12 protein-coding genes are annotated in these 14,827 nt (G+C 70.9%); 6 read left to right on the top strand and 6 right to left on the bottom strand.

Annotated elements, in window-relative coordinates; all coding sequences use genetic code 11:
* Positions 1 to 12 precede the first annotated feature (12 nt).
* The 4 genes from mycP (O7601_RS05470) to eccCa all read right to left on the bottom strand — a co-directional run bounded on the left by mycP (O7601_RS05470) (position 13) and on the right by eccCa (position 7,903).
* Positions 13 to 1,305: a type VII secretion-associated serine protease mycosin gene (mycP, locus tag O7601_RS05470; protein ID WP_281565150.1), complete on the bottom strand. Its 1,293-nt coding sequence runs from the start codon at positions 1,303 to 1,305 to the stop codon at positions 13 to 15.
* Between the two features lie 106 nt (positions 1,306 to 1,411).
* The gene (locus O7601_RS05465) at positions 1,412 to 3,157 is read right to left on the bottom strand and encodes a hypothetical protein (RefSeq protein ID WP_281565149.1); all 1,746 of its coding nucleotides are present in this window, start codon (positions 3,155 to 3,157) and stop codon (positions 1,412 to 1,414) included.
* A gap of 31 nt (positions 3,158 to 3,188) precedes the next feature.
* Positions 3,189 to 3,809 (bottom strand): hypothetical protein, encoded by a 621-nt coding sequence (locus tag O7601_RS05460; protein ID WP_281565148.1) that lies wholly within the window; start codon positions 3,807 to 3,809, stop codon positions 3,189 to 3,191.
* A gap of 131 nt (positions 3,810 to 3,940) precedes the next feature.
* Positions 3,941 to 7,903 carry a type VII secretion protein EccCa gene (gene eccCa, locus O7601_RS05455; RefSeq protein WP_281565147.1) on the bottom strand — a complete coding sequence of 1,321 codons (3,963 nt, stop codon included), beginning with the start codon at positions 7,901 to 7,903 and terminating at the stop codon, positions 3,941 to 3,943.
* A gap of 140 nt (positions 7,904 to 8,043) precedes the next feature.
* Here eccCa and eccD point away from each other — a divergent pair, with 140 nt between their 5' ends.
* Positions 8,044 to 9,432 (top strand): type VII secretion integral membrane protein EccD, encoded by a 1,389-nt coding sequence (eccD, locus tag O7601_RS05450; protein ID WP_281565146.1) that lies wholly within the window; start codon positions 8,044 to 8,046, stop codon positions 9,430 to 9,432.
* 8 nt (positions 9,433 to 9,440) lie between these two features.
* Here the strand turns inward: eccD and O7601_RS05445 are convergent, their stop codons facing one another.
* A complete protein-coding gene (locus O7601_RS05445) occupies positions 9,441 to 10,181 on the bottom strand; it encodes an SUKH-3 domain-containing protein (protein ID WP_281565145.1) in 741 nt (246 codons plus the stop codon).
* Positions 10,182 to 10,322: 141 nt separating this feature from the next.
* Between O7601_RS05445 and eccB the strand changes: the two genes are divergently transcribed.
* The 3 genes from eccB to O7601_RS05430 all read left to right on the top strand — a co-directional run bounded on the left by eccB (position 10,323) and on the right by O7601_RS05430 (position 12,541).
* Positions 10,323 to 11,750 (top strand): type VII secretion protein EccB, encoded by a 1,428-nt coding sequence (gene eccB / locus O7601_RS05440; RefSeq protein ID WP_281565144.1) that lies wholly within the window; start codon positions 10,323 to 10,325, stop codon positions 11,748 to 11,750.
* Positions 11,751 to 11,906: 156 nt separating this feature from the next.
* A complete protein-coding gene (locus O7601_RS05435) occupies positions 11,907 to 12,236 on the top strand; it encodes a WXG100 family type VII secretion target (RefSeq protein ID WP_093411131.1) in 330 nt (109 codons plus the stop codon).
* Between the two features lie 14 nt (positions 12,237 to 12,250).
* The gene (locus O7601_RS05430) at positions 12,251 to 12,541 is read left to right on the top strand and encodes a WXG100 family type VII secretion target (RefSeq protein WP_281565143.1); all 291 of its coding nucleotides are present in this window, start codon (positions 12,251 to 12,253) and stop codon (positions 12,539 to 12,541) included.
* A 98-nt stretch (positions 12,542 to 12,639) separates the two neighbouring features.
* Here O7601_RS05430 and mycP (O7601_RS05425) read toward each other — a convergent pair whose 3' ends face one another.
* Positions 12,640 to 13,902, bottom strand: coding sequence for a type VII secretion-associated serine protease mycosin (gene mycP / locus O7601_RS05425; RefSeq protein WP_281565142.1), 1,263 nt, complete (start codon positions 13,900 to 13,902; stop codon positions 12,640 to 12,642).
* Between the two features lie 186 nt (positions 13,903 to 14,088).
* Here mycP (O7601_RS05425) and O7601_RS05420 point away from each other — a divergent pair, with 186 nt between their 5' ends.
* Both O7601_RS05420 and O7601_RS05415 read left to right on the top strand, forming a co-directional pair.
* Positions 14,089 to 14,481: a YbaB/EbfC family nucleoid-associated protein gene (locus O7601_RS05420; RefSeq protein WP_281565141.1), complete on the top strand. Its 393-nt coding sequence runs from the start codon at positions 14,089 to 14,091 to the stop codon at positions 14,479 to 14,481.
* Positions 14,478 to 14,819 (top strand): hypothetical protein, encoded by a 342-nt coding sequence (locus O7601_RS05415; protein WP_281565140.1) that lies wholly within the window; start codon positions 14,478 to 14,480, stop codon positions 14,817 to 14,819. The genes O7601_RS05420 and O7601_RS05415 overlap by 4 nt, the downstream gene beginning before the upstream one ends.
* Positions 14,820 to 14,827 lie beyond the last annotated feature (8 nt).

The following is a 14,827-nucleotide window of genomic DNA, read 5'->3' as shown; positions in this document are numbered from 1 at the left end:
GGGACGACGGGGTCAGCCGGGCGGGCGTTGCCAGACCGTGTCGTCGATTCTGTCCACCGGCTGATCGGCGTCGCCGGCCGGCGGCACCGGGCCTCCTGCCGCAGACGCAACAGATCGAGACGCCGCGGACTCATCCGACGGATCCTCGTCGGCCGGCTCCGTCTGCAGTTGGCGTGCGCGGCCCCGCAGCAGCATTACGGTGGCCACGACCCCGCCGACGATGAGCAGGAGGACGGCGATGATCACCGCCCACACGAAGACCAGGATGCCGTCCTCGCGCTCGCGCGGGTCGGCCTGCCACGGCTCCAGGCCGTAGTCGCCCGCTGCTGACGCGGAGGGGCGGGTGCCCCGGCCGTCCGGCTCACCGGTCAACGCCTGCCGGATGTCAAGCGCGCCCCACCCGTAGTGCAGGTCGTGGCCGGGCTCGCCCTCATCACGAGTGGTCTCCAGCAGGCGCTGGAACATCTCGTAGCCGTTCAGGTCCGGATATTCGGCCTTCACCAACGCGAGCGCGCCGGAGACGAGGGCCGTGCTGAGGCTGCTGCCGAACCCGGCGTCGTACCGGTTGCCCGGGACGGCGTGCACGATGTCCTCGCCCGGCGCGGCTATGTCGACCTGCTCGGCCGGTAGCGCGGCCTCTTCGCTGATCGTGCCGCTGCGGTCGGTGCCGTTGACGGCCATGGCGCTCTGGTGGGAGGCCGGGCTGGCGATGATCGAATCCTGACGATTGCCGACGGCCGCTACCACGATGACGTTCCGCTGGTAGGCCCGTTCGACGGCTTGATTCAGCTCCTCGTTGAAGCTGCTCGACAGCGAGACGTTGATAATGTCCGCGCCGTGGTCGACCGCCCAGTTGATTCCTGCGGCGATGGCGGTCGGCTGGATCAGCGGGCTCCGCTTGCTCTTGATGGTCACCGGGAGGATCTTGGCCTTCGGGGCGATGCCGAGCACGCCATCGCGGTTGCCCCGCCCGTGGCCGTGGCCGGCAATCAACGAGGCGATGGCGGTGCCATGGCCCACCCGGTCGACCCGGCCCCTGGCATCCTCGTCGTAGAAGTCCACTCCGGGCAGGACGTTGTCCTTGAGATCCTGGTGCTTCGCGTCCACCCCGGTGTCGATCACCGCCACCACGACACCGTCCCCCTGAGCGATCTTGTGCAACTCGGGTATCTCCAGGGCCTTCAGATGCCACGATTCGCGCCTGGTGGAATCGGCCAGCGCGGGGGCGGCAGGCAGTCCCAGAGGTGCCAGGACACTCGCGGCGGCGATCGCCAAGACGGCCGCCGATCGGGCGAGGACACGCATGCCCGTCTACCTTCCACTGGGGGCCACAGCCGGAACGGCCGGGGTTGGACGGTCACTGCATGGTACGGGTCGGCCACCCAGTGTTGGGTGACCGACCCGAATCACATCAGCCCTGGCCGAGGGCCTTGCCCTGCTCTCGGGGGCGGTGCTCCGTCGGAGCCTCCACGACGCCGACGGCCGACGACTCGGTGGCCCACAGCTCGTCGTCGCCGTCGCCGTACTCCCAGGTCTCCTGGTCCCCGTCGTGCGGCGCACCCTTACGCGCAGCCGGGGTGGTCGGCCCACCGCGTCGGCCGCCCAGCGAGGGCGCCGGACCCGTGGTCGGCGCGGGCCGGCCGGTGCCCGCCCCGGCGCGTCCGCTCAGATCGGGCCGGGCACCGGCGGTGCTCCCGCCGGTCACCGGTTTGCCAGCCGTGGGCTTGCCGCTCAACGGCGAACCAGCTCTGGGCGGCCCGCCCGGGGTGGCACCACGCTGGCCGCCGAGGCTCGGCGGAGGTGCGGCGGGACGCCCGGGGGCGGTGCCGCGCTGACCAGGGCGGGCGGTGGAGCCGGGCAGGCGCGGGCTCGACGGCGGTGGGGTGGCCGCAGCGCCCGGCCGGCTGCCCAGGCCCGGCCGACCTCGGCCACCGCCGGGAGCACCGCCGCCGGTGTTACCGGGCAGCGTCGGACGGTTCGGTGCGGGACCACGCTTGCCGCCGGGCGGCGCACCGGATCCGCTGCCCGGGCCACCCGCCCCGGGAAGTGTCGGACGGTTCGGTGCGGGACCGCGGCCGTTGCCGGGGGTGCCGGGGCCGCCCGAGCCGGGCAGCGTGGTGCGTGGAGCGTTCGGCCGGTTCCCCGAGTTCGGCGAGAGCCCGGGATTGTTCGGGCGCAGCCCGGGGCCGGTGACCGGCGGTGCGACCGGCCCGGGCGTCGTGGGGACGCCCGGCGTGGTGACCGGCGGCGTGGCGGGTGGTGGCCCGGCTGGCGCGGTGGGCGCCGTGGTGCCGGCGAGCGTGACGCCGTCAGGCACGCCGGGCGGCGGTGTACCGGCCGGATCGGCCGGCCGGTCGCCGAGGTCTGGACGAGTCGGCATGTCGGGCCGATTCGGCGCGGGCCCGGGCGTTCCGGGTGCTGCCGGCGGCGCTCCCGGTGCTCCCGGAGCGCCAGGGCGGGGCACGTTCGACGGAGTGGTGATGACCGCGTCCGTCGGGCCCTTGAACTTCCCACCCCGGGAGATGTTGGAGATGTAGACGTCGATGTAGAGGTCGGCCAGCGGCTTGGCGATGCCCTTGGCGCGCTGGTGGTACTCGTTCTGCACGTCCTCGTACGACTTGGCGTCGTTACCGGTGACGCCGGGAATCCAGTCGACGAGGTCGACGGCCTGGAAGCCCTCGTCGTTCGAGCGGCGCTCGCCCTGCCGGGTCTGCTCGGCCTGGTACTCCTGCCAGAGTGTCCTCATTTCCCGCTGGGCGGTTTCGATCTTGCTGGCGAGCTGGTCCAGGCCGGTGGCGTTGTTGCTGGCCACCTCTTTCCACTCGTCGAGTGAGTGCAGCGTGGCACCAACGCGGGACATGAAGACCCGTGCCGCTGGCGACTGCCAGCGGGCGTCCAGCGAGTCGGCGTGGCGCTTGAGGTTGTCCCGCGTGGACTGCAGCAGGCTGGCCGCCCGCCGCCACATGTCGGCGAGCGCCGTCGTCCGCTCGTCGCTCTCCTTGCGGACGTACTCCCACATCTGCTCGATGTTCACCGAATCCCACGCCGTTGGCTCGTACGGCGTGGCCTGGGCGGCCCGCTCGGCCGCGTAGTCGTCCGACACACCGGAGTACATCGGGTAGCTGACCGGCTGCCAGCCGTAGTAGTCGTCGCTCATCCCCGCTCCTCGGGCCTCGCCTGTGCCACCGTCACCGGAGATCCGACTGATCCAGCCGGAGATCTTCGCCGTGCATGCGCTCGCCGTCACCGTGGATCACATAGCTGCCGGAGCCCTCACCGACGACCTCGGCCCGCGCCCACTCCGGGGTCTCCTCGCGCTGCTCACCGGTCGGGCAGGAGTCCAGCCCGTAGTAGGGGTTCATCGGCTCCGGGTTCAGGGCCGTCTCCGGCACCGAGTCCGCCGGGTTCTCCGTGCCCTCCTGCCACCGGCCGCTGAGAGTGTCCTGGCCGTCGACGGCGGAGAAGGCGTTGTAGACGTCCTCGTTTGTGGCCTGGGCCAGCGCGTCCCCGGTCAGGTACTCCGCCGAGATGGACACGGCGGCCACGCTCAGGGCGGTGAGTCCCTTCATCACGTCGCCCATCAGATTGGAGATCGCCATCCGGCTCTCGTCGTGCCGACCCCGGAAGAACGCCGCTTCCTTGAGCCCGCCGCCGCCGAACGGTGCCTGCACCGTGAGCATGGGACGCAGACCGTTGTCGAAGCTGGGCTGGAAGTTGGTCTCCATCTCCTTCTGGATGGCCAGCGCGAAGTCCTTCAGCTGCTGGATGTCGACGTCGATCTGTTCGTCGACGAGCCACTCGTCGCCCATGTTCCCTCCCCCGTCCGCTCACACGATGCCGGCGCGACTGCTTCCCGCACCGACGTGTCGGGGGTCTGTAGCCGCGCACCGTGAGTCCACTCTGGCCGACAGTAGCCTGATCGGGCAACCCCGTACCGGGCTCACGCGCGAGGCGGAAGGTGCACCAGCTGCACCAACCGGGTACCACCACGCCGGGACACCAGCCAGCCCCGCCCCGGCGGCAGCGGCCCGGGCCGGACGGTGCCGAGCAGGACGCCCTCGTCCCGGTTGCCGGACATCACGATGCCCGGCGTGCTGATCTCCCGGAGCCGCATCAACACCGGCTCGTAGAGCGCCCGACCGGCGCCGCCGGTCCGCCGGGCGATGACCACGTGCAGGCCGATGTCGCGAGCCTGCGGCAGGAAATCCAACAGCGGTGTCAACGGATTGCTGCCCGCGCCGGCCACCAGGTCGTAGTCGTCGACAAGCACGTACAGGTCGGGACCCTTCCACCAGTCGCGTGCCCGCAGCCGTTCGGCGTTGATGTCCGGCGGTGGCAGCCGGTCGCGCATCACCGCAGCCACCTCGGCGACGATGCTCTCGGTGACCTGCGCGGTCGAGCCGTACCCGATCAGGTGCGGCGTGTCGATGTCGCCGAGCAGGCTGCGCCGGTAGTCGACGATGACCAGCCGAGCCTCGGTCAGGTCGTTGCGATCGACGATGGTCTGCGCCAGCGCCCGGAGGAAGGTGCTCTTGCCCGACTCGCCGTCACCGAACAGGATGAAGTGCGGGTCGGCGGCGAAGTCCACCTGCACCGGCTGAAGGTCCACCTCGGCGATGCCGATGGGGATTCCCGGGCGGCCGGTGTTCGGCAGGCTGCCGTACGGCACCACGGGCGGCAGCAACCGGATCGGCGGCGCTCCCGGCCCCTGCCAGGCGGCGGCCAGATCGGTCACCAGCTTCCGCGCGCCCTCGGGCAGGGTCTCCGCCTCCTGCGCGCTGTCCGCTCGGGGTAGCGCCGCCAGGAACTGCTGCCCGTCCGGGGTGATGCCCCGGCCCGGTGACTTCTCCGGCACGTTCATCGCCGCGCGCCGGTCCAGGTTGGAGTCGCTGGCGTCGGCCAGCCGCAGCTCCAGCCGGGTGCCGAAGACGTCCCGGACAGCCGGTCGCAGGTCCATCCACCGACTCGCGGTCACGATCAGATGGATACCGAAGGACAGCCCCCGGTTGGCGATGTCGTTGATCGTCGGTTCCAGGTCCTCGAACTCCGCCCGCAACGTCGCCCAACCGTCGATGACCAGGAACACGTCGCCGAACAGGTCGTCGTCGTGCTGGCCGTGCCGGCGGGCCCGCCGGTACTCGGCCATGGAGTCCACCCCGCGCTCGGCGAACCGCCGCTCCCGCTCGCCCATCAGCAGTTGCAGTTCGGCCACGGTGCGCCGGACCAGGCCGGAGTCGAGGCGGGTGGCCACCGAGCCCACATGGGGCAGGTCACGCAGCGACGACAGGGCGCTGCTGCCCAGGTCCAGGCAGTAGACCTGGGCCTCGCGCGGAGTGTGGGTCAGCGCCAGGGCGGTGACGACCGTACGCAGCAGGGTGCTCTTGCCGCTCTGCGGACCGCCGACGATTACCGCGTGACCGGCCGAGCCGGCCAGGTCGAACCACAGCACGTCACGGCGCTGCTCGAAGGGCTTGTCGACGATGCCGACCGCCACCTGCAACTCGCCGAGCAGGCCGGCGTGCGCGACGGTGATGCCACGGGCGGGATCCGCGCTCATCGGAGGCAGCAACTGATCCAGCGTCGGCGGCTCGGCCAGCGGAGGAAGCCACACCTGGTGGGCGGGCTTGCCTCGCCCGGCGAGTCGACCGACCAGGATGTCCAGCACGCTCTCGCCAATCCCGTCGGTCGGCTCGGGCGCGGTCTCCTCCCTGGGCGTACGGGTCACCGGCGGTGCGACGTAGGAGGTGGTGTACTCGCGTACCCGGTCCTCGCCGTCGCCGGCCGCTACCGCCGCCGCGGTCTTGCTGCGGTAGGTGCCGGAGACGTACGCGGCCTTGAACCGCACCAGCGGCTCGGTGCCGAAACGCAGGTAGCCGTGCCCCGGCGACCGGGGCAGCTCGTACGCGTCGGTGGCCCCCAGCACCACCCGGGACTCCATCGCCGAGAAGGTCCGCAGACCGATCCGGTACGACAGGTGGGTGTCGAGTCCCCGCAGCCGACCCTCCTCCAGACGTTGGCTGGCCAGCAGCAGGTGCACGCCGAGCGAGCGGCCGACGCGGCCGATCTGCACGAACATGTCGATGAAGTCCGGCTTGGCGGTCAGCAGCTCGGAGAACTCGTCACAGATGATGAGCAGGCTCGGCAGCGGAGACAGCGGTGCGCCGGCAGCCCGGGCCTTCTCGTAGTCACGCTGCGAGGCGTAGTTGCCGGCCGCGCGGAGCAATTCCTGCCGACGGACCAGCTCGCCGTTGATGGAGTCGGTCATCCGGTCCACCAGAGGCAGCTCGTCGGCCAGGTTGGTGATCACCGCACTGGTGTGCGGTAGGCCGTCCAGCCGGGTGAAGGTGGCACCACCCTTGAAGTCGACAAGCACGAAGTTGAGGCTCTCCGAGGAGTGCGTGGCCGCCAGCGCCAGCACCAGGGTGCGCAGCAGCTCCGACTTGCCGGAGCCGGTCGCGCCGATGAGCAGCCCGTGCGGGCCCATGCCGTCCTGCGCCGACTCCTTCAGGTCCAGCTCCACCGGCCCGCCGTCGGCACCCACCCCGATCGGCACCCGCAGCTTGTCGCGGTTGGGTCGCGGCTGCCACGCCCGATCCACGTCGAACTCGTAGGGGTCGCCGATGTCGAGCAGCTCGGCCAGGCCCAGCTCCGTGGTGAGTGGCGTGTCGCCGCTGCCCCGGGAGGCGGCGGAGAGGCGGAGCGGGGCCAGTTGCATGGCCAATGCCTCAAGCTCGACTGCCCGGCAGTCGTCGGCTCGGCCGATCTCAGCCGGACCGTCCACCGTGATGCTGTGCAGCCGGCGCTCCGCCGACACCTCCAGCACCAGCCGCGCCCGGTCGAGCAGGCGAGGCGCCGGAGTGGACAGGTCGAGCAGGGTGACACCCTCCACCCCACCATCGGTCATCAGGTGATCCGACCCGGCGGTGTCGCCACCGTCGATGACCACCAGCACGTGCGGTCCGGCGACCTGGGGCGTACCGCCACTGGCGTTGAACCGGGGCCGGCTGGCCAGCACGTCGTCGAGCATCGCCTCCAGACCGGTCACCGACGGTGCCACCAGGCGCAGTTGGCCGAGTGCGTCGGTGCGCGACGGGTGCAGGGCGTGCGGCAGCCACTTCGTCCATTCCCAGTCGGCCCGCCGGTCCGGCGCTACGCAGATCGCGATGAGCATGTCGTCGGGGGCGTGGAACGCGGCGGCCTGCGCGAGCACCGCCCGGACCATGCCCCGGGCCGCCTCGGTGTCGCCGCGCAGATGCACCCGGGCGAATCCGTTAAGCGCCATCGTCACCGGCAGGTCCGGCACCTCGCCGTAGGTGGTGAGGAACCGGCGCAGCGCGAGCGCGCACATCGGCTCCAGCTTCTCCAACGACGTGGCCGGCGGCGGCACCAACGGCGTCGCCAGCTCCTGCGGCCCGAGGCCGATGCGTACGGTGGCGAAATCCACGTCGCCACGTCGACGCTCCCACAGCCGAGGTCCCAACGGCAGGGACCAGAGCACGTCCGGGTCTGGATGCCGGTAGAACGCCGCCTCCCGCTGCCTACGAATCGTCTTGAGTACGCGACGCCGCTGACGGGACAGGTGGGTCATGTACTCGCGGCGTTTCTGCAGCATCTCCTGCTTGCCCGGGCCGCCGGAGTTGTTTGTCAGCTGTGACCCGAGCATGCCGATGGCGGAGAGTCCGAACAGGCCACCTGTCACGTAGCCGAGGGTCGAGCCACCTCGACCGGCGAACATCAGGGCCATCGCGAACGAGCCGGCGAGCATCGGCAGCAGCATCAGCATCTGCCCCCACGCCTTACCACTCGGCGCGGGCACCTCGGGCGGCGCGTCCAGCAGCACCTCGCCGGAGGGATACTCCGGCTCTGGCTGGCGGGCGGGTCGTTTGACGACCACCGTGCTCACGTGACAGACCTCCGTCGCCTCTCCTGGGTCTGGTGCGCCGCGGTGAACCGCCCCCCGCGTCACCGGCACATGGTAGGTAGCCTTTGCCCGTCAGGACAGCCGCGGGCCGCCGGCCCGCTCCTCGTACCGAGGGGTCGTTAGTGGTCACCCAGGCCGGAACCGGACTCGCGCGCATCGCCGTCGTCGCACCCAACCGACGGTTGGACCTCGCCCTGCCCGAGCACCTGCCGCTCGTCGGGCTGCTGCCCGCCGTGCTGCGGCAGGCCGACGAGGAGCCGTCGGACGGCACCAGCCACGGCGGCTGGATGCTGCGGCGCAGCGACGGCAGCCCGGTCGACCTGACCCGTACGCTGGCCGCGCAGAACGTCCGTGACGGCGAGACGCTGCACCTGGTGCCCCGGCGCACCGAGTGGCCGGAGCTGGCGTACGACGACCTGATGGAGGCCGTCGCCGACGGTGCCCGACGACGCGGGGTGGTCTGGAGCCCGTTCGCGACCCGGCTGACCGGTCTGATCGTGGCCGGCGTGCTGTTGCTGCTCGGCCTCGTCGTGATCGTGACGTCCGACGAGCCCGGCTGGCTCGGTGGTGCGGTTGCCCTCGGCGCGGCCGGGCTGCTGCTGGTCTGCGGCATCGTGCTCTCCCGGGCGATGGCCGACTCCCTCGCCGGCGCGGTGGTCGCCGCCGCCGGCCTGCCCTACGCCTTCGTCGGCGGTGTGCTGGTGATCGGCACCGGCGAGTCGGTCTGGGCGCTGGGAGCGCCGCACGTGCTGCTCGGCTCCGCTGTGCTGCTGCTCTCCGGGCTGCTCGGGCTGCTCGGTGTGGGCGACGCGACGAGAGTCTTCGTGGCCGCGGTCTTCGTCGGCTTCTGGGGCATGGTCGGCGGACTGATCGCGCTCGGTGCCATGGACGCCGCACAGGGCACCGCGATCGTGGTCGGTGCGGTGGCGTTGCTGCTGCCGGCGATGCCGCTGCTCTCCGTACGGCTCGGGAAGATGCCGATGCCGGCGTTGCCGCGTACCGCCGCGGACCTGCTGCGCGACGAGCCGCAGCCGAAGCGCGAAGTCATCTACCAGGCCACCGCTCGGGCCGACGAGGTCTTCACCGGCATGGTCTTCGGGGCGTTCGTCGTCACCATCGCCGGCCTGATCGTGCTCACCGCGACCGGCACGCTCTCCGCGCTGCTGCTCGCCGGCATCATCTCGCTGGGCTACCTGCTGCGGGCCCGGCTGGTGTCCACGGTCCGGCATCGGGTGCCGATGCTCGCCGTCGGACTGGTGGGCCTGGGGCTGCTGCCCCTGGTCGGTGCGACCGACGCGTCGACCGGCGCCCGGGTGCTGGCCGTCCTGCCGGTGGCCCTGGTCGCGGCCGGGCTGTCGGCCGCCGCCGGGCTCGCCTACAGCCGGCGTGCCCCGTCGCCCCGACTGGCCCGGCTCGGCGATGTGTTCGACATCCTGCTCCAGCTGGCGGTGGTCCCGGTCGCGTGCAGCGTGCTCGGCCTGTACGCGTTCATGCGCGCCATCAACGGCTGACGGCTCCGTCACCAGTCGCGGTCGTGCGCTTCTGACATGGGACCACCGCGGATCAGCTTGACGATGGCGGAATCGATGTCCGGGCCGACGAAGAAGTCGTCGGCCCAGTGCAGCATGAATACCCGCCCCTGCGCGTCGGCGACCAGTTCGGACGGTCCGTCCTCGTTGTTTCCGATCGGGTAGACCGGGTTGTCGAACTCTTCCGCGAAGTCGCGGGCAGCCTCCGTAACCACACCACCTCGAGTGGGATGGATGAAGCTCATGAACCCGCCGCCCGGTCGGCCGCTCCGACCGAACTGAGGCAGTCTCAGGCCGCCGAACTCGATTAATGCCGCCCTGACGATCGAAGGGCACTCCAACCCGGCCAATTCATCGGCGAAGCGGACCATCCAGTGGTCGACTGCCGCGCTGAAGTCACGTCCCGGGAACCAGCCGGCCTGCTCCAGCACGTACCGGACGTCGGGCGGGAAGCGTCCCTCGGCGGCGCGGCGCTGCGCGTACCGCTCGGCGATGGTTTGCCACGGCAGCGATGGCCACTGGGAAACCTCGCCGCTCTCCCTGTCGATGACGGCCCGGGGGTACCCGGTGGCCGGGGGTGGCAGGGGCGGACCGTCGGTCGCGGCGGCGGCTGGCTCAACGAGGCAGGCGACGTAGCCGAGGTCGAACTCGAACAGGGTCACGTCGAATGTCGTCCGGCGGTCGTCGGCCCATTCGCGGGCTATGGCCAGGGCCTCGTCGCGGCTGATCACTGAAGGACTCCTCGGGATGCCGTCTTCGGTTTCGCCGGCCGACGCCGAATGCGGGCACCGGTCGGCTCGACGCCGTGCCTATGGTAGGCACCGCGGTCCGGAGTGCGTGACCGTGCCGGCGTACGCCAGGGAAGGGGTGCCATGCCGTCGCGGCGGGACCAGGTTCAGTCGTACCAGTTCTTCGTCCAGCGGATGACCTCCGCGCTGGTGGCGCGCGAGCCCGATCCGGAGGCGGCACCGTTCCGCCGGCTCGGCGGTGCCGGCTTCGCCAGCGTGATGGTGGCCGTGCTCTGCCTGGCCGCGGTGGGGGTCTACGGCCTGCTGCGTCCCGGTGGCGCGACCAAGTGGAAGGAGGGCGGCGCGGTCATCCTGGAGAAGGAGACCGGCACCCGCTACCTGTACCGGGAGGGTCGGCTGCATCCGGTGCTCAACTACGCGTCCGCCCTGCTGGCCATGGAAACTGCGGCGCCGACCATCTCGGTCTCCCGCAATTCGCTCGTCGGCACCCCACGTGGCCCACGCATCGGCATCCCGTTCGCCCCGGACGCGCTACCCCCGGCCGGCCGCATCCTGGAGGGACCCTGGACCCTCTGCACCCAGCCGGCGCGCAACGCGGCCGGCGGTGTCGTCGCCACCACCGTGCTCACCGTTGGACGGGCACCCGGCGGCGGGCGGGAACCGGGCGACAGCGCACTGCTGGTGCGCGACCGCAAGACCGACCGGCTGCATCTGGTCTGGCGCGACCATCGGTACGAGATCCGCAGCGAGAAGATCGTGTTGGAGGGTCTCACCATGAGCGCCGAGCCGGTGGTGGAGGTGGGCGGGGCGTGGCTGAACGCCTTGCCGGCCGGGGAGCCGATCGCGCCTCGACGGGTGGTCGACCGGGGGGCAACCTCCACGGCTTTGCCGGACGCCCGGGTCGGGCAGGTCTTCGTGGTGGAGAGCCAAGGCGGCAGCCGCCAGTACTACCTCGCCGAACGGACGAGGCTGGTGCCGATCACACCTGTCCAGGCGGATGTGGTGATGGCCGACGGGGAGACCCAGTTGGCGTACCCGGGAGAGGCGAGGCCCTACCCGATCGAACTGGCCGCCGGTACCGCTGCTGCGGCGCCCAAGGCAGCCGCGCCGGCCCAGGGGCGGCATCGCGCGCCGGAGCAGCGGCCGGAGATCGCCCGGTTGGCCGGCGACCAGCCGGCGATCTGCGCGGCCTACCAGCCTGGCACGGATGAGCCGACGCTACTGCTCGACGCGCAGGTCCAACCGGTGCGTGAGCCGGTACGCACCGGCGAGCAGACCGGCGACGGGATCCCGCTCGCCGATCGGGTCGTCATCGAGCCGGGTCACGGCGTCCTGGTCGCCGCCGTTTCCTCCCCCGACCAGGAGACGGGCACCCTGAATCTGGTCACCGACCTGGGTCACCGCTACCCGCTGGCCTCCGAGGGCGTCCCCGCCATTCTCGGCTACGCGAAGGTGCAACCGGTACGGCTGCCCGCCAGCCTGGTGGTTCGCCTGCCTGAGGGTCCGGTACTGGATCCGACGACGGCGAAACTCGCACTCGACCCGGAGTGACCTGACCAGCCACAATGGAGATGCGTGACGGGCAACGGTCTAGCGCGGGCTGGACACGACCGGTTACCGTTCGTACGACGATGGTGCGCGAGCACCGACTGACAGGACGCCCCGGTGAGTCGGGGCGATCATTTGAGGACGGGGGTGACTTCCGTCATGTCGATGAACACCGACACCGGCTTGATGCTGAAGACCGAAGGCGACGTCGATGCCGTCGCCGATCGGCTCACCGGCAATCTCAACTCGCTGATGGACCAGCTCGCGCCGCTGTACGACCAGTGGAAGGGCGCTGGTGCCGGTTCCTTCCAGCAGGTGCGTGAGCGGTTCGACCAGGACATGGCCCGACTCAACGTCGCGCTGCGGGCGATCGCCGAGGCGGTCGGGTCTGCCGGTAAGGACTACGACGTCAGTGACGAGGAGATCCGGGCCGACATGGACGGCGCGGGTGCCACCGCCGGTCAGATCACCGCGGCGCTGAAGCTCTGACGGGGGAGAGACTCATGACGGAGATTCGGTACAACTTCGCCGGGCTGAACGCCGCGGCCGACAGCTGCAGCGGTGCGGTCCGCAACATGACCGGAGAGCTCGACGGGCTCAAGTCCGGCATCGCGCCGCTGCTGGCCACCTGGGACGGCGACGCCCGAGAGGCGTACTTCCAGCGGCAGACTGAGTGGGAGTCGGCCGCCAACGACCTTCGTGACCTGCTCGGTCGCATCGAGAAGGCGCTTCGTGAGTCGGCCGGGAAGATGCAGGCCCGCGAGGCGGCGAACCGCGCGAAGTTCGGCGGCTGAAACCGAGGACGCAGCACCGATGGCCCGGCCCGCGCCGGGCCATCACCGTCTGCGCCGCAGCAGCACTTGCCAACCGGTGACCTGCGGCGACGCCGCGCTCATCCGCGCGGCATCGAGTTTGGCACCCGGAAGAAGATCTCCTCGGGTTCGTCGATCTCGGGCTCGGTCCGGGGCGGTGCCGACGGGCGGGTGGGCCGCCAACGGGTGCGACGGCCGCGCGGCAGCAGCGTGGCCAGCACCGCGACGCCGACCGCGACCGTGGCCAGCGCGAGGCCTATCCAGAGGGCCAGCCGGCCAAAGACCGCCCAGCGGTCCGCGCGGGCCTGTGCCGCTGCGTCGTGTGGCACGTCGGGCAGCGGCGGTTGAGTGACCGGGGCTCCGGTGGTCAGTCGCTCGGTGACGGCCCGGTACGGGTTGACCACGCCGCTGCCGTAGCCGCGTGCCGCGTCGCCCCGGGCCGGATCGGCGGTGGCCAGAAGGCGTCGAGTGACCTCCCGGGCCGACAGGTTCGGCTCCGCCGCGCGGATCAGTGCGGCGGTCGCACTCACCATCGGAGCGGCGAAACTCGTTCCGTCGTAGGTGTTGTGTCCGACCAGCCTGGTAGCCGCCACCACCGCGCCGCCCGGAGCGCTGATGTCCACATACGGCCCGATCTGGGACTGCCGGATCCGGGCGCCGTACTGGTCGATGGCGCCGACGCCGATCACGCCGTCGTAGGCCGCCGGGTAGGGCACCGGGTCGGGGCGGGCACCGTCCTGATGCTGATTGCCGGCGGCAGCGACCAGCACCACGTCCTTTTCCAGCGCGTACCGGACGGCCTGCTCAACGTCAGGGTCCGGCTGGTACAGCGTCACGGACAGGTTGATGACGTCGGCACCGTCGTCCACCGCGCGTCGGATGGCCTGCGCAAAGACGGCTCCGGTGACGGTGTCACCGCCAGCGCCCGGACCCTCATTGGCGTTGCGTTCACTGACTCTGACCGGCACGATCGTGACATCCGGCGCCAGACCATGGAAGCCGACCCCGTCCTGCTGGCGGGCGGCGATGATGCTGGCCACGGCGGTGCCGTGGGACACGCAGTCCACGTCGCCTCCGGGGGTGCCGCGCAGGGCGTCGAAGCCGGTGGTCACCCGACCGGCCAACTGCGGGTGACTGCTGTCGGTACCGGAATCGACGACCGCGACCCGTACTCCCGCGCCAGTGCTGAACGGCCACACCCGCTGCGGAGCGAGCCACCGCTGATGCCAGGGCGTCTCGGTGTTGACCTCTCCCGGATCGCTCGGATTATCGCAAATCGCCGGTGCGGCAGCCGCCGGGCTCGCGACGGGAATCGTCAGAGCTGCGGCCAGCAGCGTTCCCATCAGCGCAAACGTCGCCACAGGACGGTCCCGGAACATGTCTGCACGCCTCCCGTCAACCGGTCCCGCTGCATCCTAGCGGCGGGCCGCTGTCAGACCGGGCACGCCGAAGTCGTGCCCATTCAGTATGGTCGAGTTGTCACGCCCGGGCGTGAGCGGCGGTCGGGACTGCGCGGGGAGGAACACGCCATGGACGTACAGGCGCTGCGCGCCCGTGCCGACGAGCTGATGGCGCAGTTCGAGCGGATGCGCTCCGGCGTCGGTGACCTGCAACAACAGCTCAAGGCGGTGAAGGCGACCGTCACCTCCGAAGACGGCTTGGTCACCGTCACGGTCGGCCCTCGTGGTCAGGTGACGAAGGTCGAGTTCGATCCGCGTATCTACCGCCGGCCCAACTCGAAGGAGCTCTCCGCCACGGTCACCGAGACTATTCGGCGGGCTACCGAGCAGGCCATGGCCGAGGTCGAGAAGCTGGTCCGACCGTTCGTACCGGACAGTCAGTTCCAGGCATACATCGATCACGACCTCGACGGCATTTTCCGTCAGTTGGACAGCGACCTGCCCGGGGAGGAAAAGCGGTGAGTGAGTTGCGCGAGACCTTCGTCAAGCCCGACGCAGCCCTGGAGGGCGCCAACGAACTCGGTGCGGCCGGTGCTCGGCTCGCCACAACCTGGCAGAACCTCGCCGCGACCATCGGAGGGCTGAACAGCGACCGGCCCTGGGGTGACGACGAGCCGGGCAACGAGTTCAACAAGAACTACCTCGGTGGCGACGATCAGCCGGCGCAGCGGGTCCTCGACCTCGCTGCGGATCTGGTGCCGCTGGTCGAGGTGCTGGGGCCCACCGTCAAGGGTGCGGTCGAGGGCACCGTCGACACCGACGACATGGTGAAGACGCTGTTCGGCGGCGACGACAAGTAGCAGCTCAG

The organism is Verrucosispora sp. WMMD573, from assembly GCF_027497175.1.
Taxonomy (GTDB): Bacteria; Actinomycetota; Actinomycetes; order Mycobacteriales; family Micromonosporaceae; genus Micromonospora.
This window is presented reverse-complemented; position numbering and strand designations above follow the sequence as displayed.